Origin of the sequence: Variovorax sp. VRV01, from assembly GCF_014852545.1 — a bacterium.
GTDB classification, from domain to species: domain Bacteria; phylum Pseudomonadota; class Gammaproteobacteria; order Burkholderiales; family Burkholderiaceae_C; genus Variovorax; species Variovorax beijingensis_A.
In genome coordinates this window covers 351,811-372,832 of the sequence record NZ_JACVBS010000004.1, presented here as the reverse complement: position 1 = coordinate 372,832, position 21,022 = coordinate 351,811, and the positions used below count along the sequence as shown (strand labels likewise).

The 21,022-nt window shown below is 68.0% G+C and carries 18 protein-coding genes and 2 riboswitches; of the genes, 9 read left to right on the top strand and 9 right to left on the bottom strand.

Annotation, left to right across the window (positions count from 1 at the left end):
• Positions 1-28 precede the first annotated feature (28 nt).
• A riboswitch (glycine riboswitch) is annotated at positions 29-144 on the bottom strand.
• A 12-nt stretch (positions 145-156) separates the two neighbouring features.
• Positions 157-247: riboswitch (glycine riboswitch) on the bottom strand.
• Between the two features lie 31 nt (positions 248-278).
• The 5 genes from IB278_RS10065 to denD all read right to left on the bottom strand — a co-directional run bounded on the left by IB278_RS10065 (position 279) and on the right by denD (position 4,880).
• Positions 279-827, bottom strand: coding sequence for a hypothetical protein (locus tag IB278_RS10065; protein WP_186454199.1), 549 nt, complete (start codon positions 825-827; stop codon positions 279-281).
• Between the two features lie 149 nt (positions 828-976).
• A complete protein-coding gene (locus IB278_RS10060; protein WP_145744653.1) occupies positions 977-2,254 on the bottom strand; it encodes a TRAP transporter large permease in 1,278 nt (425 codons plus the stop codon).
• Positions 2,251-2,745, bottom strand: a complete 495-nt coding sequence (locus IB278_RS10055) for a TRAP transporter small permease (protein ID WP_145744654.1) — start codon at positions 2,743-2,745, stop codon at positions 2,251-2,253. Before IB278_RS10055 ends, IB278_RS10060 begins: the two co-directional genes overlap by 4 nt.
• Before the next feature lie 82 nt (positions 2,746-2,827).
• A complete protein-coding gene (locus IB278_RS10050) occupies positions 2,828-3,799 on the bottom strand; it encodes a TRAP transporter substrate-binding protein (protein WP_012748393.1) in 972 nt (323 codons plus the stop codon).
• Between the two features lie 64 nt (positions 3,800-3,863).
• The gene (gene denD / locus IB278_RS10045) at positions 3,864-4,880 is read right to left on the bottom strand and encodes a D-erythronate dehydrogenase (RefSeq protein WP_192323336.1); all 1,017 of its coding nucleotides are present in this window, start codon (positions 4,878-4,880) and stop codon (positions 3,864-3,866) included.
• A 68-nt stretch (positions 4,881-4,948) separates the two neighbouring features.
• Here denD and IB278_RS10040 point away from each other — a divergent pair, with 68 nt between their 5' ends.
• From IB278_RS10040 to IB278_RS10025, 4 genes are all read left to right on the top strand, one after another.
• Entirely contained in the window at positions 4,949-5,854 is a 906-nt protein-coding gene (locus IB278_RS10040; RefSeq protein WP_145744656.1) for a LysR family transcriptional regulator, read from the top strand.
• 91 nt (positions 5,855-5,945) lie between these two features.
• Positions 5,946-6,761, top strand: coding sequence for a putative hydro-lyase (locus tag IB278_RS10035; protein WP_192323335.1), 816 nt, complete (start codon positions 5,946-5,948; stop codon positions 6,759-6,761).
• 39 nt (positions 6,762-6,800) lie between these two features.
• Positions 6,801-8,093 carry an MFS transporter gene (locus IB278_RS10030; protein ID WP_192323334.1) on the top strand — a complete coding sequence of 431 codons (1,293 nt, stop codon included), beginning with the start codon at positions 6,801-6,803 and terminating at the stop codon, positions 8,091-8,093.
• Positions 8,094-8,135: 42 nt separating this feature from the next.
• Positions 8,136-11,792, top strand: a complete 3,657-nt coding sequence (locus IB278_RS10025; protein WP_192323333.1) for a hydantoinase B/oxoprolinase family protein — start codon at positions 8,136-8,138, stop codon at positions 11,790-11,792.
• 253 nt (positions 11,793-12,045) lie between these two features.
• Here the strand turns inward: IB278_RS10025 and IB278_RS10020 are convergent, their stop codons facing one another.
• Positions 12,046-13,749 carry an electron transfer flavoprotein-ubiquinone oxidoreductase gene (locus tag IB278_RS10020; protein WP_145744660.1) on the bottom strand — a complete coding sequence of 568 codons (1,704 nt, stop codon included), beginning with the start codon at positions 13,747-13,749 and terminating at the stop codon, positions 12,046-12,048.
• A gap of 116 nt (positions 13,750-13,865) precedes the next feature.
• Between IB278_RS10020 and IB278_RS10015 the strand changes: the two genes are divergently transcribed.
• Both IB278_RS10015 and IB278_RS10010 read left to right on the top strand, forming a co-directional pair.
• Positions 13,866-14,648, top strand: coding sequence for an SDR family oxidoreductase (locus tag IB278_RS10015; protein WP_145744662.1), 783 nt, complete (start codon positions 13,866-13,868; stop codon positions 14,646-14,648).
• Positions 14,649-14,670: 22 nt separating this feature from the next.
• The gene (locus IB278_RS10010; protein WP_012748385.1) at positions 14,671-15,093 is read left to right on the top strand and encodes an acyl-CoA thioesterase; all 423 of its coding nucleotides are present in this window, start codon (positions 14,671-14,673) and stop codon (positions 15,091-15,093) included.
• 9 nt (positions 15,094-15,102) lie between these two features.
• Here IB278_RS10010 and IB278_RS10005 read toward each other — a convergent pair whose 3' ends face one another.
• Positions 15,103-16,455 (bottom strand): sensor histidine kinase, encoded by a 1,353-nt coding sequence (locus tag IB278_RS10005; protein WP_145744666.1) that lies wholly within the window; start codon positions 16,453-16,455, stop codon positions 15,103-15,105.
• Positions 16,452-17,126 carry a response regulator transcription factor gene (locus tag IB278_RS10000; protein WP_145744667.1) on the bottom strand — a complete coding sequence of 225 codons (675 nt, stop codon included), beginning with the start codon at positions 17,124-17,126 and terminating at the stop codon, positions 16,452-16,454. Before IB278_RS10000 ends, IB278_RS10005 begins: the two co-directional genes overlap by 4 nt.
• 150 nt (positions 17,127-17,276) lie before the next feature.
• On the opposite strand from IB278_RS10000, the gene IB278_RS09995 reads away from it, so the two are divergent.
• Genes IB278_RS09995 through IB278_RS09985 form a run of 3 tightly spaced genes read left to right on the top strand, consistent with a single transcriptional unit; the run spans position 17,277 to position 20,367 of the window.
• On the top strand, positions 17,277-18,002 hold the full coding sequence (locus IB278_RS09995; protein WP_145744669.1) for a phosphatase PAP2 family protein: 726 nt from the start codon (positions 17,277-17,279) through the stop codon (positions 18,000-18,002).
• On the top strand, positions 17,989-18,558 hold the full coding sequence (locus tag IB278_RS09990) for a phosphatase PAP2 family protein (protein WP_145744670.1): 570 nt from the start codon (positions 17,989-17,991) through the stop codon (positions 18,556-18,558). The genes IB278_RS09995 and IB278_RS09990 overlap by 14 nt, the downstream gene beginning before the upstream one ends.
• Positions 18,559-18,615: 57 nt before the next feature.
• The gene (locus tag IB278_RS09985) at positions 18,616-20,367 is read left to right on the top strand and encodes a phosphoethanolamine transferase (protein ID WP_192323332.1); all 1,752 of its coding nucleotides are present in this window, start codon (positions 18,616-18,618) and stop codon (positions 20,365-20,367) included.
• Positions 20,368-20,379: 12 nt separating this feature from the next.
• Here IB278_RS09985 and IB278_RS09980 read toward each other — a convergent pair whose 3' ends face one another.
• Positions 20,380-20,961, bottom strand: a complete 582-nt coding sequence (locus IB278_RS09980) for a peroxidase-related enzyme (RefSeq protein ID WP_192323331.1) — start codon at positions 20,959-20,961, stop codon at positions 20,380-20,382.
• Between the last annotated feature and the right edge of the window lie 61 nt (positions 20,962-21,022).

The window sequence follows — 21,022 nt, the reverse complement described above, 5'->3', positions numbered from 1 at the left end:
CAGACGAATTCCATGGCGCGAGCCATGGGCCACCCCTGCTGTCCGCTTTACCTGAGAGATTCGCCCCACGATCGGGGTTTGCTCCTTCGGTGGGCTGGTGCATCGCATTGATGCAAGCAACAGCCTCTCTCCAGCAAGGAAACGCCGGCATGCGCCAGCGCTGTGTCAGTCCTTTTGCCTGAGCGTTCGGGAAACCCCTGCGCCTTCGGCGGCCCCGGCTGGCGGGGCTCTCTCCTGACCATGGGAGTGTAGTGGATCGCGGCCGTCCGGTCTGCGGCTCAGTGCACGGTCTCGGCCGGCGGCAGCAGCCGGTCGATGCGCTCGCGCAGCGATTCGGCCCGCTCGGCGCCCGCGGCTTTCTCGACCTCGGTGAGCATCAGCGCGGCAATGGTCAGCATCGCGCCGCGGTCGCGCGCCTCGCGCAGGGCGTCGCGCATCTGCAGCGCGAACCTGGGGTCGCGGCGCACGAACATGCGCTCGCAGATGTCGAACAGGAACATGCGCGTCGTGGCCAGGGATCGCTTGCCGTCGAAGTTGTCGGCCGAGGTGGCGAGCCGTATCGGGTCGGCCGCGGGCACCGGGGCGGGCGGCGGGGCCACGGCCTGCGCTGCCGCGGCAGCCACCGCCTGCGCGTCCTGCAGGTAGCCCTGGCGCATCAGCGCCTGGATCGCCTGCTCGGCTTCGGTCCGGCTTGCGAACAGCGGGCTGAAATCGGTCAGCGAACGCCGGCCGTCGGCCATCAGCAGCAAGGCGCGTTCGCGCTGGCTCAGCGTGCGCTGGCGGCCCTGGAGTTCGTCGCGTGCCTTGTCGGTCTTGGTGGGAAACATGGCGCCACAGCTTTCGGGAATCGAGGGCTGCAGCATCGTTGCAAGCGGTGACATCTTCGTGAAACGTTTGCCTTACAGCGGCGCCGCCGCACAAAAAAAGCAGCCTGCGAACAGGCTGCCGTTTCTTCCTTGTTTTTCGCGCCGTTCCGCTACTTGGCGTACACCAGGTCGCGCAGCGCCAGCGATATCCATGGCACGTAAGTGATCACCATCAGGCAGGCCAGGATCACGAGCACGAAGGGCACCAGGTACTTCACGATCCGGTCGAGCGAGATGCGCGCCACCGTGCAGGCGGCGAACAGGTTCACGCCGAAAGGCGGGGTGATCATGCCGAGCGCAAGGTTCACTACCATGACGAGCCCGAAGTGCACCGGGTCGATGCCGAAGTGCACCGCCACTGGCGCGAGAATCGGCGCGAGCACGATGATGGCCGCGCTGGTCTCGATGAACATGCCGATGACGAACAGTGCCGCGTTCACGCCCAGCAGGAACATCGCGGGCGACTTCAGCACTTCCTGCAGCCAGTGGCCGATGGCGTCGGGCACGCCTGCGCGCGTGATCAGGAACGCGAACAGGCCCGCATTGGCGATGATGAACATGATCACCGCCGACGACAGCACCGACTTGCGCAGGATCACGTACAGGTCCGCGGGCTTGATCTCGCGGTAGATCACGACGCCCACCACCAGCGCATAGAACACCGCCACGGCCGAGGCTTCGGTGGGCGTGAAGATGCCGCCGTAGATGCCGCCCAGGATGATGACGGGCATCAGCAGCGCCCAGCCGGCCTGCCACAGCGCGCGGCCGAAGGGCATGCGGCCGTCGCCATCGTTCTTGCCCCAGCCCTTCCACTTGCAGTAGATCCAGACGAACAGCATCAGCGCCAGGCTGATCAGGATGCCGGGGCCGAAGCCCGCGATGAACAGCTCGCCGATCGAGACCTCGGCGCTCACGCCGTAGAGGATCATCGGAATCGAAGGCGGGATGATCACGCCCAGTTCGGCGCTGGTGGCCTGCAGCGCCGCCGCGTAGGCGGTGGGATAGCCGTGCTTGATGAGCGCCGGAATCAGGATCGCGCCAATGGCGAAGGTGGTGGCCACCGACGAACCCGACACCGCCGCAAAGATCATGCAGGTGAGCACACAGGTCATCGGCAGGCCGCCCTGTACGCCGCCCACGATGCTCTTGGCAAACTCGACCAGCCGCCGCGAGATGCCGCCGGTTTCCATCAGGTTGCCGGCCAGGATGAAGAACGGAATCGCCGCCAGCGGAAACTTGTTGATCGAATTGAACATCTCCTTGACGGAGATCAGCATGTTGGCATTGGCCACCTGGATGCCCAGGATCGACGCGAGCCCGATGGAAACCGCCACCGAAACCGACAGTGCAAAACACAGCACCATCGTTGCAACCATGACTGGTGTCATTGCGCGGTCTCCAGTTCGAGCCGCTTGGGATCGAGAAAATTACCAACGATGCCGAACAGGCAGAAGACGGAGCCGACCGGCAGCGCCAGGTATGCCCAGACCATCGACAAGCTTTCGAGCCCGGCCATCGACTGCACGCGGCCGCGCATCGCGTAGTCCCAGCCCCACCAGAGAATGACCAGCATCAGGATGAGGGCGGCAATGCTCACCACCGCGTCGAGCACGCGCTTGATGCGCGGCGGGCTCCAGCGGTAGAGCACGTCCACGCTGACCATGGCACCCTGGCGAAACGCCATCGGTATGCCCAAAAACACCATCCAGATCAGGCTCACGCGGATCAGGATCTCGCTCCACTCGGCGGGCTGCTCGAGCACGAAGCGGGTCACGATCTGGAACACGCCCAGGGCCGATGCAATGACCAGCATCAGGCAGGCGGCAAGCATCGAGGCGCCGGTGGTCCAGCGTTCGATGCCGAGGAATTTTTCTTTCATCTGCACTCGCGTTCAAAACAAAAAAGCCCGCCAGACCGGTCTGGGCGGGCGGGGGCATGCCGCCGGGCGGCGGCAGCCGGGGTTACTTGTAGTCGCGGATCTTGTCGAGATTGGCCTTGCCGAAGTCCTTCTCGAACTGCGCATTCACCGGAGCGAGCGCGGCCACGAACTTGGCCTTGTCGACATTCTCGATCACGGTCATGCCCTTGGCGCGCAGGTCGGCCACGCCCTTGGCGTCGTCCTCGTCCACGCGGGCGCGGTTGGCCTTGGTGCCTTCCTTGGCGGCGTCGAGGAAGGCCTGCTTGTCGGCCGCGCTGAGCTTGTCGAACGAGGCCTTGTTCATCAGGAAGATGCAGGGCGAATAGACGTGGCCCGTGAGCGAAAGATGCTTTTGCACCTGGTCGAACTTGGCGGAGATGATCACCGGCAGCGGGTTCTCCTGGCCGTCGACCGTGCCCTGCTGCAGCGCGGTGAACACCTCGGGGAAGGCCATGGGCGTGGTGATGATGCCGAAACCCTTGTAGGCGGCGATGTGCACCGGGTTCTCCATGGTGCGCATCTTCAGGCCCTTGAGGTCTTCGGGCGCCTTCACGTCGCGCTTGCTGTTGGTCATGTGGCGGAAGCCGTTCTCGGCCCAGGCCAGCGCCTTGAAGCCCTTGGCGTCGAACTTGGTGAGCAGGTCCTGGCCGATCGGGCCGTCGAGCACGGCGCGCGCATGGGCCTTGTCGCGGAACAGGAAGGGCACGTCGAGGATCTTGGTCTCGGGCACGAAATTGGGCACCGGGCCGGTCGAGGAGAACGCGAGTTCCTGCGTGCCCAGCTGCACCGCCTCGATCGATTCGCGCTCGCCGCCGAGCGAGCCGTTGTAGAAGGTCTGGACCTTGTAGCGGCCGCCCGTGCGCTTTTCGACTTCCTTGGCGAAGGTGTCGATGGCCACGCCCTGGTGCGAGTTCTGCGCGGTCGAGATGCTGATCTTCATGGTCGTCTGCGCAAAGGCCGCGCAGGCCATGCCCATGCCCAGAACCAGGCCAGCGGCCAGTCGGGTCAATTTCATTCTTCTGTCTCCTGAGATGGAAAGGGGGGTGTCGCAAAGCGTCGGCTTCGCGCGCAACCGATGACTATGCCGCAATAACCAGTTTGACTGCGTCGGGATTTTCACGGACGTAATCGCGAATGACCGCCTCGAAGCTGGCGTCGGGCACGAGCCCGAGCTTGCCGGCGCGCGCGGTTTTGATGCGCCCGGGCCAGGTCTTCACGATGCGCTGGATAACCGGATCGGGCGTGCGGTCGAGCAGATCGGTGGCCGCCTTGCCGGCCACGCGTTCGAGCGCGGCGGCCATTTCGCCCACCGTGGTGGAAAGCGAGGGCAGGTTGAGCGCGGTGCGCGGTCCCCATTCGGCATCGCTGGCCTGCGCGGCGCGCAGGATGCCTTCGACGGTGCGCGCCGGCGACGCGATGGCCACCGGCGTCTCGTCGGGCACCGGGCAGGCGGCGCGGATGCCCGCGAGCGGCTCGCGGATCATGCCGCTGAAAAAGCCCGAGGCCGCGCCGTTGGGCCGGCCGGGGCGCACGCTCACCGTCATCAGCCGCACGCTGCGCCCGCGGATGAAGCCCTTGCGCGTGTAGTCGGCCACCAGCTGCTCGCCGATGAATTTCTGGATGCCGTAGCTGGTCTGCGGCGTCGGCAGCGTGTGGTCCTCGATCACCGGCGGCAGCGGCTGCTCGGGCGAGTCGCCGAACACCGCGAGCGAGCTGGCAAACACCAGCAGCGGCCGGGTGCCCACGGCGCGCGCCTTCTCGAGCAGCGCATGCGTGGCGGCGAAGTTGCTGCGCATGCCCAGGTCGAAGTCGGCCTCGCATTCGCCGCTGACCGCGGCCGCCAGGTGGAAGATGGCGTCGGCCTCGCGCCAGGGCGCCGCATCGGACGGGGCCAGCTGTTCGTTCAGGTCGCCGAGCGCGGTGGCGATGCGCGGCTCGGCCGCCAGGTCGGCCGGCGGCGCGGCGCGGTCGACCAGCGTGATGCGGGAAATGGTGCGTGCCGGCGCACCCGCCAGCGAAAGCTCGCCCTGCTTCAGCAGGGTGCGGGCAAGTCGTGCGCCCAGGAAGCCGGCGCCGCCCGTGATGACGATCTGCATGGTGGTCTTGTCTCCTTCGACAACGAGCATAGCGCAGCGAAGGGCGCGGCTCAGGCGACACTTGCACCATGAACCTGCGATTCGTCGAAGCCTTCCATTGGGCCGTGGCGCTCAAGAGTGTCACCCGTGCGGCCGAGAAGCTGCACCTCACGCAGTCGGCGCTGTCCAGCCGCATCGCCGCGCTCGAACGCGAGCTGGGCGTGCTGCTGCTCGACCGGCGCGACAAGCAGTTCCGCCTCACGGTGGCGGGGCAGCGCTTCCATGCCTTCGCGCAGAAGCTGCTCGAGATGCAGATGCACATCAAGGCCGAGATGGGCTCGGGCACGGTGCGCGAGGCCGTGCTGCGCGTGGGCGCCATCGAATCGGTGGTGCACAGTTGGCTGACCGGCTGGCTCAAGCACATGCAGGCGACGCATCCGGACTTCGAGCTGGAGCTCACCGTCGAAACCACGCCGGTGCTGGTCGATCAGCTGCAGCGCGGCAAGCAGGACCTGGTGTTCGCCGCGCTGCCGGCCGCCGGGGACGGCGTGCGCACCCGCGCCGTGCCGCCGATGCCCATGTGCTTCGTCGGCCACCGCGAGCTGCACCTGAAGCGGCGCTACCGCCTGCCGGACCTGCTGTCGCTCGACCTGCTGACCTTCCAGCGCGGCTCGCAGCCGCATGTGGCGCTGCTCGAGCTGTTCCGCGAAGCCGGCAGCCCGCCGCCGCGCGTGCATGCGATTTCGTCGATCTCGGCGATGGCGCAGCTGGTGGAGGCGGGCTTCGGCGTGGCCGCGCTGCCGCGCGCGGTGGTCGAGCCGCTGGCGCGGCGCCTGCCGCTGCGCGTGTTGCCTTGCGACGTGACGCTGGAGCCGCTGCCCATCTACGCGAGCTACCGCGACGACCCCTCGTCTCCGCTGCCGGAGGCCGCGCTGGGCTCCGCCGTGGTGCATGCCTCGCACCGCATGGGGTCATCGAAAAAATCGATGAGTTGAGAAAGAAACTTTGCGTTGGCGTTCGTGAGCGCGGATTCCCACAATCCGGCGCATCACACCACAGCGATGCCTCGGGCATCGGAAACGCCAAATGTCGAACCGTCCATCCTTCGCAGAACAGCCCGGCGCAGGCAGCAGCGCACTGGCCGTGCGCCAAGCCTGCCGCAGCGGTGCGCTGAGCTCCCACACCAGCGGGCTCGCAAGCGCCCATGTGCAGGGCAACCTCGTGATCCTGCCGCGGGTGCATGCGGCCGACTTCCTGCGCTTCTGCCAGGCCAACCCCAAGCCGTGCCCCTTGCTCGGCGTCTCGGAAGCCGGTGACCCGGCGCTGCCGGCGCTCGGCGAGGACATCGACATCCGCACCGACCTGCCGCGCTACCGCGTGTGGCGTGACGGCATCCTGGTGGACGAACCCACCGACGTGCGCGCGCTCTGGAGCGACGACCTGGTGAGCTTCGTCATCGGCTGCTCCTTCACCTTCGAGCATGCGCTGATGGCCGAAGGCATCGTGCTTCGCCACGTGGCGCAGGGCCGCAACGTGGCGATGTACCGCACCTCGGTGGCCACCACGCCGGCCGGTGCCTTCCATGGGCCGATGGTGGTGTCGATGCGCCCGCTGCGCGCGGCCGATGCCATTCGTGCGGTGCAGATCACCTCGCGCTTTCCGGCCGTGCACGGCGCGCCGGTGCACATCGGCAACCCGGCGCTGATCGGCATCCGCTCGATTGCCGACCCCGACTACGGCGACGCGGTCGAGGTGATGCCCGATGAGCTGCCCGTGTTCTGGGCCTGCGGCGTCACGCCCCAGGCCGCGCTGGCCGCCGCCAGGCTGCCGTTCGCCATCACGCATGCGCCGGGCTCGATGTTGGTGACCGATCTGCTGCATCACAGCCTGGCCGCGTTCTAGCTCCGCCGTTTTCACCCATTCATACCTGGAGACAAAACCATGAAAACCACCCTCGATGCCACCCAGGCGGGCGACGCCGCACCAGCCGAAGGCAGCTGGCTGCGCACGCTCAACCCCAACGAGAAACGCACGCTCGCCGCATCCTTCAGCGGCTACGCGGTCGACGCCTTCGACTACTACACGCTGCCGCTGGTCACGCCTATCCTGCTGTCGCTGTGGGGCATGAGCAAGACCGAGGTGGGGCTGATCGGCACGGCCACGCTGGCGGCCTCGGCCATCGGCGGCTGGGTGGCCGGCATCCTGGCCGACAGGTATGGCCGCGTGCGCATCCTGCAGCTCACGATCCTGGTGTTCGCGATCTTCACCTTTGCCTGCGGCCTCGCGCAGACACCCGAGCAGTTGCTGGTCGCCCGCACGCTGCAGGGCCTGGGCTTCGGCGGCGAATGGGCGGTGGGCTCGGTACTCATCGCCGAGATGATCCGGCCTGCCTACCGGGGCAAGGCGGTGGGGCTGGTGCAGAGCAGCTGGGCCGTGGGCTGGGGCGCGGCGGTGCTGGTGTCGATGGCGCTGTTCTCGTTCCTGCCGCCGGAGTATTCGTGGCGCGCGATGTTCATGCTGGGCCTGCTGCCGGCGCTTTTGATCGTGTTCATCCGCCGCTCCATCCGCGACCCGGAAATCTATGTGCAGAGCCGCGCCGCGGTGGCACGCGGCGAGCGCAGCGGCAATTTCCTCGCGATCTTCAAGCCCGGCATGCTGGGCACCACGGTGCTCGCGAGCCTGCTGTTCACCGGCATGCAGGGCGGCTATTACGCGATCGGCGTCTGGCTGCCCACCTTCCTCAAGAACGAGCGCCATCTCACGGTGCTGAGTTCGGGCGGCTACCAGTTCATGTTCATCATCGGCGCCTTCATCGGCTACCTGTGCGGCGCCTACCTGTCGGACCGGCTCGGGCGCCGCCGCGCCTTCATCCTGTTCGCGGTGGGCGCCGGATCGCTGGTCTATGCCTACACGCTGCTGCCCATCACCGACGGCCTGATGCTGCTGCTCGGCTTTCCGCTCGGCTTCTTCATGTCGGGCATCTTCAGCGGCGCAGGTGCCTTCCTGGCCGAGCTCTTCCCCAATGAGCTGCGCGGCTCCGGGCAAGGCTTTTGCTACAACTTCGGGCGCGGCATCGGCGCCACCTTTCCGGCGCTGGTCGGCGTGCTGAGCGACCGCATGCATCTTTCGCTGGGCACGGCCATCGGTGTGTGCGCCGCGGTGGCCTACGCCATGGTGGTGATCGTGGCGCTGTGCCTGCCCGAGACGCGCGGGCGCGACCTGCGGCAGAACTGATCCGGACCGCCATTCCTTTTTTGCGAAGACTCTTCCTTTCCCATGACCACGCATTCCCTTCTCCCGTCCCGCTGGCAGTTCTGGATCGACCGCGGCGGCACCTTCACCGACCTGGTCGGCCGCGACCCCGAGGGCGGCCTGCACACGCTCAAGCTGCTGTCCGAGAACCCCGAGCAGTACAAGGACGCCGCCGTCGAAGGCATCCGCCGCCTGCTGAAGCTCGCGCCCGCCGAGGCCGTGACCCCCGAGCGCGTCGAGTGCGTGAAGATGGGCACCACGGTGGCCACCAACGCACTGCTGGAGCGCAACGGCGAGCCCACGGTGCTGGTCACCACGGCGGGCTTTCGCGATGCGCTGCGCATCGCCACGCAGGCGCGTCCGCGGCTGTTCGACCGCCGCATCGTGCTGCCGGAGCTGCTCTACGAGCGCGTGATCGAGGCCGGCGAGCGCATGGATGCGCAGGGCGGCGTCGTGCAGCCTCTCGACGAGGATGCATTGGGCGCCGAACTGCAGGAGGCCTTCGATGCCGGCCTGCGCGCCTGCGCCATCGTCTTCATGCACGGCTGGCGCCACACCGCGCACGAGCTGGCGGCCGAGCGCATCGCGCGCGCCATCGGCTTCACGCAGGTGTCGGTCTCGCACAAGACAAGCCCGCTCATGAAGCTGGTGCCGCGCGGCGACACCACGGTGGTCGACGCCTACCTGAGCCCGATCCTGCGGCGCTACGTGGAGCAGGTGTCGCGCCAGATGCCTGGCGTGCCGCTGTTCTTCATGCAGAGCTCGGGCGGGCTCACGCAGGCCGACCGCTTCCAGGGCAAGGACGCGATCCTCTCGGGCCCGGCGGGCGGCATCGTCGGCATGGTGCGCACCGCGATCGATGCCGGCCATCCGCGCGTGATCGGTTTCGACATGGGCGGCACTTCCACCGACGTCTCGCATTACGCCGGCGAGTTCGAGCGCTCCTTCGAAACCCAGGTGGCCGGCGTGCGCATGCGCGCGCCGATGATGAGCATCCACACCGTGGCCGCGGGCGGCGGCTCGGTCATCGCCTTCGACGGCGCGCGGCTGCGCGTGGGGCCGGAGTCGGCCGGCGCGAACCCCGGGCCGGCCAGCTACCGGCGCGGCGGTCCGCTCACCACCACCGATGCGAACGTGCTGCTCGGCAAGATCCAGCCTTCGCACTTTCCGCGTGTGTTCGGGCCCAACGCCGATGAACCGCTCGACCTGGCGGCCGCGCGGCGCGGCTTCGACGCCATGGCGCGCCGCATGTCGGAAGCCACGGGCCGCACCGTGAGCGCCGAGGAAGTGGCGAGCGGCGCGCTGCGCATCGCCGTGGCCAGCATGGCCAACGCCATCAAGCGCATCTCGGTGGCGCGCGGCTACGACGTCACGCAGTACACGCTGCAGTGCTTCGGCGGCGCCGGCGGCCAGCACGCCTGCCTGGTGGCCGATGCGCTGGGCATGCGCAGCGTCTACCTGCATCCGCTGGCGGGCGTGCTCTCGGCCTTCGGCATGGGGCTGGCCGACCAGCTCGCGATGCGCGAACTCGCGCTGGAACGCCGGCTCGATGCGCAAGGCCTGGCGGCGGCGCGCGAGGCGGCGGGTTCGCTGGCGGCGCAGGCCAAAGGAGAACTGCGCGAGCAGGGCGTGGCCGATGCAGCCATTGCCACGGTGCACCGCGTGCAGCTGCGCTACGAGGGCACCGACACCGCGCTGGCCTGCGCGCTGCCCATGGCGGGTTCGGCCGGCGAGGCGATTGCCGCGATGCGCGAAGAGTTCGAAGCCGGCTATCGCCGCCGCTTCGCCTTCCTGATGGCCGAACGGGCGCTCGTGATCGAAGCCGTGACGGTCGAAGCCGTGGGCGCCGGCGAGCGCGCCGCGGCGCCGGCCGCGCAGGCCGAAGCGGCCTCGCATGCACCGGAGCCGCTGGCGGCCGTGCGCATGTACTGCGAGGCCGACGAAGAAGCCGCGGGCTGGCGCGACGCCGCGCTGTTCGACGAGGCGGCGCTCAAGCCCGGCGCCTCCATCGACGGTCCCGCCATCCTCGCGGGCCGCAATGCCACCACGGTGATCGAGCCCGGCTGGCAGGCGCGCGCCACCGCGGCCGGCATCGAGCTGCACCGCGTGCGCCCGCGCGTGGCCGCGCAGGCCCTGGGCACCAGCGCCGATCCGGTGATGCTCGAGGTGTTCAACAACCTCTTCATGAACATTGCCGAGCAGATGGGCCTGCGGCTGCAGAACACGGCCTACTCGGTGAACATCAAGGAACGGCTCGACTTCTCCTGCGCGTTGTTCGACGTGCAGGGCAAGCTGATCGCCAATGCGCCGCACATGCCGGTGCACCTGGGCTCGATGAGCGAGTCGATCAAGACGGTGATCGACGGCAACCCCGGCATGAAGCCGGGCGACGTCTTCGTGCTGAACGACCCCTACCACGGCGGCACGCACCTGCCCGACATCACGGTGGTCACGCCGGTGTACCTGGGAGCGAGCGATGCGCGGCCCTCGTTCTACGTGGCGTCGCGCGGCCACCATGCCGACGTGGGCGGCATCACGCCGGGCTCGATGCCGCCGTTCTCCGCCACCATCGGCGACGAGGGCGTGCTGATCGACAACTTCAAGCTGGTGGAGGGCGGCCGCCTGCGCGAGGCCGAGCTGCGCGCGCTGCTGGCCAGCGGCGCGCATCCCTCACGCAATATCGAGCAGAACCTGGCCGACCTGCGCGCGCAGATCGCCGCCAACGAGAAGGGCGTGCAGGAGCTGCAGGCCATGGTCGCGCAGTTCGGCCGCGAGACCGTGGCCGCCTACATGGCCCACGTGCAGGACAACGCCGAGGAATCGGTGCGCCGCGTCATCACGGCGCTGAGGAACGGCGAGTTCACGCTGCCGCTGGACAACGGCGCGCAGATCCGCGTGCGGGTCACGGTCGATGCCGTCGCGCGCTCGGCCACGGTCGACTTCACCGGCACCAGCGCGCAGCTGCCCAACAACTTCAATGCGCCGCGGGCCATCACCATGGCGGCCGTGCTGTACGTGTTCCGCACGCTGGTGGACGACGACATCCCGCTCAACGCGGGCTGCCTCAAGCCCATCGAGGTGATCGTGCCGGACGGCTGCATGCTCAATCCGCTGCCGCCGGCCGCGGTGGTGGCGGGCAACGTCGAAACCTCGAGCTGCGTGACCAATGCGCTCTACGGCGCGCTGGGCGTGATGGCCGCGAGCCAGTGCACCATGAACAACTTCACCTTCGGCGACGGCGAGCACCAGTACTACGAAACCATCTCGGGCGGCTCCGGCGCGGGCCCGGGCTTCGATGGCACGAGCGTGGTGCAGACCCACATGACCAACTCGCGCCTGACCGACCCCGAGGTGCTCGAATTCCGCTACCCGGTGCGCCTGGACAGCTACCGCCTGCGCACCGGCTCGGGTGGGGCGGGCCGCTGGCGTGGCGGCGACGGCGGCGTGCGGCGCGTGCGCTTCCTGGCGCCGATGACGGCATCGATCCTCAGCAATGGCCGGCTCTACGGTGCCTTCGGCGGTGCGGGTGGGGAGGCTGGTGCGGTGGGCATCAACCGTGTCGAACGGGCCGATGGGACGGTCGAGACGTTGGATCACATCGGACAGGTGCAGATGGCACCGGGGGACGTGTTCGTGATCGAGACACCCGGTGGGGGAGGGTGGGGCGAAGCTGGGCGCTGAACTGTGCGTTCTGTCGGCGGGGGTGCGCTCCCGCCGACGGGGTACCTTGCTCCGCGAATGTCCTCCGGCCTGCGGCCTCCCCCTTGATTTCGCTGCGCAAGGCACCCCACCGACGGGAGCGTTATGCGCAGCGGTCGTTGATCAGCGGTACACCGGCGCCGTGGCCTGTGCACGCACCCCGAACAAGAGCGCACAACAACCAACAAAAAGCAAAAAGCCCTCCGAAGAGGGCTTCCAAGAAGGTAGAGAAGCCTCACATCCCCACGTAATTCGGCCCGCCGCCCCCTTCAGGCGTGACCCACACGATGTTCTGCGTCGGGTCCTTGATGTCGCAGGTCTTGCAGTGCACGCAGTTCTGCGCGTTGATCTGCAGGCGCTGCTTGCCCGCGCTGGCCTCGTCGGGCACGAACTCGTACACGCCGGCCGGGCAGTAGCGGCTTTCGGGGCCCGCGAACTTCGAGAGGTTGATGTTCACCGGCACCGACGCGTCCTTGAGCGTCAGGTGCGCCGGCTGCTGCTCCTCGTGGTTGGTGTTGCTGATGAACACGCTCGAGAGGCGGTCGAAGGTCAGCTTGCCGTCCGGCTTGGGATAGGCGATGGGCTTGCACTCCGCCGCGGGCTTGAGGTACAGGTGGTCGGGCTTGTGGCGGTGCAGGGTCCATGGAATATGACCCTTCAACAGCCACTGCTCGATGCCGTTCATGAAGGTGGCAATGCCCAGCCCCTTCTTGAACCAGGCCTTGAAGTTGCGCGCCTTGTTCAGCTCGGTGTAGAGCCAGCTCTTCTCGAAGGCGGCCGGGTAGGCCGTGAGCTCGTCGTGCTGGCGGCCGGCCTGCACCGCGTCGAAGGCGGCTTCGGCGGCCAGCATGCCGGTCTTGATGGCGGCGTGGCTGCCCTTGATGCGGCTCACGTTGAGGTAGCCGGCCTCGCAGCCGACCAGCGCGCCGCCCGGGAACACCGTCTTGGGCAGCGACATCAGGCCGCCGGCCGTGATGGCGCGCGCGCCGTAGCCGATGCGCTTGGCGGGCTTGATGCCCTGGGCCTCGTCGCCTTCGAGGTACCAGCGGATGTTGGGGTGCAGCTTCCAGCGCTGCATTTCCTCGAACGGGCTCAGGTAGGGGTTGCTGTAGTCCAGGCCGGTGATGAAGCCCATGGTGACCTTGTTGTCTTCCATGTGGTAGAGGAAGGCGCCGCCGTAGGTGTCGCTCTTCATCGGCCAGCCGGCGGTGTGCAGCACGAAGCCGGGCTGGTGGCGCTTGGGGTCGATCTCCCACACTTCCTTCACGCCCAGGCCGTAGGTCTGCGGATCCTTGCCCTCGTCGAGCTTGAATCTGGCGATCAGCTGGCGGCCCAGGTGGCCGCGCGCGCCTTCGGCAAACACCGTGTACTTGCCCAGCAGCTCCATGCCGAGCTGGAAGTTCTCGGTGGGTTCGCCGTCCTTGCCCACGCCCATGTTGCCGGTGGCCACGCCGCGCACCGAGCCGTTCTCGTTGTAGAGCACCTCGGCCGCCGGGAAGCCCGGGAAGATCTCCACCCCCATGTTCTCGGCCTGCTGCGCGAGCCACTTGGTGAAGGCGCCCAGGCTGATGATGTAGTTGCCGTGGTTCTGGAAGCAGGCCGGCAGGAAGAGGTTGGGCGTGCGCAGGCCCGACTTCTCGCCGAGGAACACCATGGCGTCGTCGGTGACGGGCTGGTTGAGCGGGGCGCCCAGTTCCTTCCAGTCGGGCAGCAGCTCGTTGAGCGCGCGCGGGTCCATGATGGCGCCCGAGAGGATGTGCGCGCCGGGCTCGGAGCCCTTTTCGAGCACCACCACCGAGATTTCCTTTTCATGATGGGCGGCCAACTGCTTGAGCCGGATGGCGGTCGAGAGGCCGGCCGGGCCGCCGCCGACGACGACCACGTCATATTCCATGGATTCGCGGGGGCCGAACTGGGCGAGGATTTCGTCGTGGGTCATGTGGGTCTCGTCGATAATGATTTGAGGCTCGGACGCCTCGAGGGCGCGAAACATTTTATGTGGAGTGCCGGGCGTCGCCTCGGCGACTCGGCAACGGCTCAACAGGACCCCCTTTCATGGCTTACAGCATCGATCTTTCGGGCCGCGTGGCCTTCGTCACCGGCGCTTCCAGCGGACTGGGCGCACAGTTTGCCAAGACGCTGGCGCGCGCCGGCGCCGCAGTCGTGCTCGCGAGCCGCCGGCTCGAGAAACTGAAGGAGCTGCGCGCCCGCATCGAGGGCGAGGGCGGCGACGCGCATGCGGTCGAGCTCGACGTCACCGACATCGGCAGCATCAAGGCCGCCGTGGCGCGCGCCGAAACCGAGGTCGGCCCCATCGACATCCTGGTCAACAACTCGGGCGTGAGCACCACCCAGCGCCTGCAGGACGTCAAGCCCGACGACTACGACTACATCTTCGACACCAACGTGAAGGGCTCCTTCTTCGTCGCGCAGGAAGTGGGCAAGCGCATGCTGGCACGCGCCGACGGTTCGGCGCCCGGCACCTACATCGGCGGGCGCATCATCAACATCGCCTCGGTGGCGGCGCTCAAGGTGCTGCCGCAGATCGGCACCTACTGCATGAGCAAGGCGGCGGTGGTTCAGATGACCAAGGCCATGGCGCTCGAATGGGGCCGCTTCGGCATCAACGTGAATGCGCTGTGCCCGGGCTACATCACGACCGAGCTCAACGAGGACCACTGGGCCTCCGAGGGCGGCGCCAAGCTCGTGAACATGCTGCCGCGCAAGCGCGTGGGCAAGCCCGAAGACCTCGATGGGCTGATCGTGCTGCTGGCCAGTGGCCAGAGCCACTTCGTGAACGGCGCGGTCATTGCGGCCGACGACGGGTTCGCGCTCTGATCCTCTCCATCAAAGCCCACCGATGAGAATCGAAATCCCCGAGAAGAAAAAGTTCGTGTTCGAGATGTCCATCCCCATCCGCTGGGGCGACATGGACGCCATGGGCCACCTCAACAACGGCACCTACTTCCGCTACCTCGAAACTGCGCGCATCGACTGGATCCGCTCGCTCGGCATCGAGCCCGCGCCGGGCGGCGAAGGCATGGTGATCGTCAACGCCTTCTGCAATTTCTACCGCCAGATCGAATATCCCGGCGACGTGCTGCTCAAGATGTACGTGAGCGATCCGGCACGCACCACCTTCGAGAGCTGGGCCACCATGGCGCGCGCCGAGGCGCCCGAGGTGATCTGCGCGGCCGGCGGGGCCACCACGATCTGGGTCGACTTTCCGAAGCAGAAGGCGCTGCCCTTGCCCGACTGGCTGCGCGCGGTGGTGAGCGAGTAGGCCTGGCCGCTAGGCCGGCCGCAGCACGATGCGCGCCTCGAAGCCATGGGCGGCGCCGGGCGGGGGCGATGCCAGTTCGAGCCTGGCGCCGTGCTTCTCGACGATCGTGCCCACGATCGACAGCCCCAGTCCGTAGCCCGCGCGATCGGAGCTGTGGCGCACATGGCGCTGCTGCAGCGTGGCGAGCTGCGCGGCGCTGACGCCCGCGCCGAAGTCGCGCACTGCGAGCGTGCAGGGCGCCATCACCTCGATCACCACGCGGCCGCTGCCGCCGTAGCGCAGCGCGTTTTCCACCAGGTTGCGCAGCGCGATCGCCAGCGCGTCGACGTCACCCGAGGCGACCGGCGCGGCGTCGTCGGGCACCTTGAGCGCGAGCCGCTCGCTGATCTGCGGGTCGTTCCAGAAGTCCTGCGCCACGGCACCGGCCAGCTGCACCAGGTCGACCCGTGCGCGAGCGAGCGAGGCGGCCGATTCCGCGCGCGAGAGCTGCAGCAGCTTCTCGGTGCGGTGGCTGAGCATCTGCAGCGCATCGAGCGCCGCCTGCACGTCGTTGCGCTGCAGGTCGTGCTCGAGCGCGGTCTGCAGCCGCAGCCGTGCGGCGGCCAGCGGTGTTCGCAGCTCGTGCGCCGCGTTGGCGGCCAGCGCGCGCTCGACGTCCAGCGAGTGCGACAGGCGTTCCAGCAGGCTGTTGACGTGGTCGCCGACCGCGCGCAGCTCGTACGGCAGGCCGGGCAGCGTGATGGGGCGCAGGTCGGAGCCGCTGCGCTTCTCGATCTCGCCTGCGAGCTGCTGCAGCACGCGCAGCTCGTTGCGGGCCACCCTGCGCAGCACCAGCGCCAGCAGCGGCAGCACGGCACCCAGCGGAATGATCAGCCCGAACAGCGTGCGGTTCAGCGCCGAGCGCCGCTCGTCAAGCGGATCGGCCACCTGGAAGTAAAGGCCCAGCGTGGGATGCCGCACCGTATAGATGCGCCAGGTCTGGTTGTTGGCGAAGCCCGCGGCCAGCGGCACGTCGAAGGCATCGGTGGGCGCCTCGGCCGAGCGCAGCAGCACGTGCTCGTGGATGTCCACCACCTGGTACATCACAGCGTCTTCCGAGAACAATTGCTTGGGCGCGATCATTGGCGCGTCCGGCGTGGCGCCCGAATGCTGCAGCTTGCCGAGCTCTTGCAGCGCCATGTCGAACATGCGGTGCGAGACCTCGACCAGTTCGTTGTCGAAGTTGTGGTTGATCTCGCGGTCCACGTACCAGACCACGGCCAGCACGCAGAGCATCCACACGCCGCCGACCCAGAGGATCAGTGTGCGCGTCAGGCGGCCGGCCAGCGTGTCGCGGTCGTCCTTCGGGCGTGCCGCGGTCATTCGTCGTCGCCCGACGAGGTCGACAACCGGTAGCCCAGGCCGCGCAGCGTCTGGATGTGGTTCTTGCCCAGCTTGCGCCGCAGGCGGCTGATGAACACTTCGAGCGTGTTGCTGTCGGCCTCGTCGCCGAAGCCGTAGAGCGCGTCGGCCAGGTTCTCGCGCGTGTGGATGCGCTCGGGCCGCGTGGCCATCACGCGCAGCAGGGCCCATTCCTTCTGCGTGAGGACGACCGGGTTGCCGTCCTTGCGGACCCTGTCCTGCGCCAGGTCGATCTCCAGTGTTCCCAGGCGCAGCACTGGCGAGCTGCCGGCGCTGCGCCGCCGCTCCACCGCGCGCAGCCGGGCCAGCAGTTCGGCCGGGTCGTAGGGCTTGATGAGGTAGTCGTCGGCGCCGGCGTCGAGCCCGCGGATGCGGTCGGTGACCTGGTCGCGCGCCGTCAGCACGATGACGATGGGTGGCTCGCGCAGCGCGCGCACCTGGGGCAGCAGCGACAGGCCGTCGCCGTCGCCCAGGTGCAGGTCGAGCAGCACGGCGGCGTACTGCACCGAGAGCAGGGCGCCGCGTGCCTCGGCGAGGCTGGACGCCACGTCGACCACGAATGCCTTCGCAACCAGGTAGCTGCAGACGGCGTCTGCCAACGCACTGTCATCTTCGACGAGCAATATGCGCACGCGATGGGGTCTTTCAAAAAAAACGCAGTCTAGCGCCGACTGTCGCGGGGCCGGGCGGCGTCAGTTTCCGTTCAGGGCCGCTTCAGGCTCGGTTCAGGCCACGAACGTAGGCTCTGGGGGTTTTCAGGCTTGCTGGTTTCCTCTGTTCTCATGACGCGTGTCCCCAATCATCCAAATCCCTCGAATCTTCGCCTGGGAGCACTGACCTTCCTTGCATTGGTCCTGCTGCTGGCGTGGGACGCCACCGGAGGCGATCTCGCGCTGGCCCGCCTGGCGGGCACCCCCGTGGGCTTTCCGTGGCGCGACAACGCCTTCCTGGTGCATGTGATGCACGAGGGCGCGAAGGACCTGAGCTGGCTGTTCGTGATCGCGCTGTTCGCCGCCATCCGCTGGCCGCTCGGCGTCCTGCGGCAGCTGCCGGTTCGCGCCCGGGCGCAGCTGGCATTCACCGTGCTGCTCTCGGTTGTGGCCATCAGCCTGCTCAAGCATGCGAGCCACACGAGCTGCCCCTGGGACCTGAAGGAATTCGGCGGCGCGGCCAGCCATGTGTCGCACTGGGCATGGAAGGTCTATGACGGCGGCGCGGGCGGGTGCTTCCCGGCGGGCCACGCTTCAGCGGCCTTCGCCTATGTGGGCGGCTATTTCGTGCTGCGCCGGGTATCGCCGCGCGCCGCCATCCTCTGGCTCTGCGCGTCGCTGGCCGCGGGGCTGCTGCTCGGCCTGTCGCAGCAACTGCGGGGGGCCCACTACATGAGCCACACGCTCTGGACCGCCTGGATCTGCTGGGTGGTGGGCTTTGCCATCGACCTGGCCGCCGCACCCCGCGCTTTGCGGTTGGCCGCAGCCGAACCTGCTGTGCTGCATGCAGGCCCTTGATGCCGCCCTGTTCGCGCTGATCAACGCCAGTGCCGCGGCACCGGCGTGGAGCATCCATTTCGCGCGCTTTGCCTCCGACGTGCTGCCGGCCTTGCTGGCCACCGCGATCATCGGTGCGGCGGTGATCGACCGCCGCCTGCGCTATGCCTGCTTCACCGCGCTGGTCAGCGTGCTGGCGGTCTGGATCTTCGTGAACGTGTTCCGCTCGGCCATGCCGTTCCAGCGGCCCGCCTTCTACGGCCTGGGAATCCAGTGGGCGCCGCAAGGCGCGCGGCCGGGCTTTCCGAGCCTGCATGCCGCCTGCACCTTCGCTGCGGCGTTTTCGCTGTGGTGCCTGCCGTGGCGCGCGCCCATGCTGGCCGCGCTGGCGGTGGCCGCGGTGGTCGGATGGAGCCGCGTGTTCCTCGGACTGCACTTTCCGCTCGACGTGGTCGTGGGGGCGATGCTCGCCGCCCTGATGTCGATCGTGGTGGAGCGCGGCCTGAGCCGGCCGCTGAACCTGGCGCTCAGGGCCTTCATGCGGCCCCGCTTGAGGGCGAGGCGGGCGCGAACCTGAACGCCGGCTGAACGCGCAATTCAGGCTGGCTTCAGTTGCGCTTCTTACAGTCGGTAGATGTCATTTTCAAGAATCGAGCCCACGCCGGGGCGGGACGTGGGCGTGCCGGCGTCCGGCGCTTCCTTCCTGGCGCCCGCACGTGCGCTCTGGGCGCACATCGACCTCTGGCTGGCGCGGCCACGCTCGGCGCAGAGCGTGGTCGTCTGGCTCGCCATCTACCTTGCCCTGGCCGCCAACTGGCCGCTCTGGAACGAACTGGCGCGCATCGGCGGCGCACCCAGCACCTACCTGCCCACGAGCGCCGCCATGGCGGTGCTCATGGTGTGCGCCACGGTCGCGCTGCTGTCCTTCACGGCCTGGTCGCGCTGGATGAAGCCCTTGTGGTTCGCGGTGGTGCTGCTGGCCGCGTTCGTGCAGCACTACATGCTCGAGTACCGCGTGGTGATGGACCCGACCATGATCGCCAACGTGCTGCAGACCGACCCGAACGAGGCGCGCGACCTCATGAGCTGGCGCATGGCCTACCACGTGCTGCTGGTGGCACTGCTGCCGGCGCTGGCGCTCTGGCGCGCGCGCATCGTGCCGATGCGCTTCGTCTCCAAGCTCTGGCGCAACGCGGCGCTGCTGCTGCTTTCGGTGGTGGTGGCGCTGGTGGCTGCGGTCTCGATGAACCGGCAGCTCGCGCCGCTGATGCGCAACAACGTCCACCTGCGCTACATGATGAACCCGGTCGCGAGCCTCTACTCGGCCGGCTCGGTGGTCATCAGGCCGATGTTCAAGCGCAGCCGCAAGCTGATTCCCATCACGGCCGGAACGGCGCTGGGCGCGAGCTACGCGGGCCAGGCGCGGCCGCCGATGTTCGTGCTGGTGGTGGGCGAGACGGCGCGGGCCGACCACTTCGGCCTCAACGGCTATGCACGCAACACCACGCCAGAGCTGGCGGCGCGCGGTGTACTGAGCTATCGCGACGTGCATTCGTGCGGCACCAACACGCTCGCCTCGGTGCCGTGCATGTTCTCGCCGCTCGGCAAGCAGGGCTACGAGTCGCGCAGCGACGACTACGAGAACCTGGTCGACGTGCTGCAGGCCGCCGGACTGGCGGTGCTGTGGCTGGACAACCAGGCCGGCTGCAAGGACGTGTGCACGCGCATTCCCAATGCCTCGGCTTTCGACAGCCTCTCGCCCGCGCAGAAGAGCGCGCTGTGCGACGGCGAGGAATGCCTGGACGACGTCATGCTCAAAGGCCTGGACGCGCGCATTGCCGCGCTGCCCGCCGAGCGCCGCGCGAAGGGCGTGGTGCTGGTCATGCACCAGATGGGCAGCCACGGGCCGGCCTACTACAAGCGCTCGGCGCCGGAGGTCAAGCGCTACCTGCCCGAGTGCAAGACCAATGCGCTGGCCGAGTGCGGCCACGCGGAGCTGCAGAACGTCTACGACAACTCGATCGCGCAGACCGACCATTTCCTGGGCCAGACCATCGACTGGCTCAAGGCGCAGTCGAGCCAGTACGACCCGGCCTTGCTCTACGTGAGCGACCATGGCGAGTCGCTCGGCGAATACGGCCTGTTCCTGCATGGCGTGCCCTACAGCTTCGCACCCGAGGCGCAGAAGCACGTGCCGATGGTCACCTGGTTCGGTGCCGGCATGAGCGAGCGCCGCAAGCTGTCGCGCGCGTGCATGGAGGCGGGGCTCGACACGCCGCTCACGCACGACAACCTCTACCACACGGTGCTGGGGCTGATGGACGTGAGCAACCCCACCTACAAGCCCGCGCTGGACGCGCTCGCGTCCTGCCGGGGCAAGGCCTGACCCCCGCGCGGTCTATTTCTTCTCGCGCGGCAGCCGCCCCATCAGGAAGAACTCGGTGTTCGGCTGCATGCCGCTGAAGCTCGCGAGGCGGTTGCTCAGGCCGAAGAAGGCGGTGATGGCGGCGATGTCCCAGATGTCCTCGTCGTCGAAGCCGTGGGCGTGCAGCGCGGTGAAATCCGCGTCCTCGACTTCGTGTGAGCGTTCGCAGACCTTCATCGCAAAGTCGAGCATGGCGCGCTGGCGCGGCGTGATGTCGGCCTTGCGGTAGTTCACCGCCACCTGGTCGGCCACCAGCGGCTTCTTCTCGTAGATGCGCAGCAGCGCGCCGTGCGCCACCACGCAGTAGAGGCACCGGTTGGCCGCGCTGGTGGTGGTGACGATCATCTCGCGGTCGCCCTTGGTGAGCGAACCTTCCTCCTTCAGCATCAGCGCGTCGTGGTAGGCGAAGAAGGCGCGCCACTCGGCCGGGCGGCGCGCCAGCGCGAGGAACACGTTGGGCACGAAGCCGGCCTTTTCCTGCACCGCGAGGATCGCGGTGCGGATGTCTTCCGGCAGGTCTTTCAGCTCGGCGAGGGGGTAGCGGTCTGTGGCCATGTCGTCTCCGGTGCGGGTTGTCTCGATGGGCCATCATAGTTTTTACTACGATGACGTATGA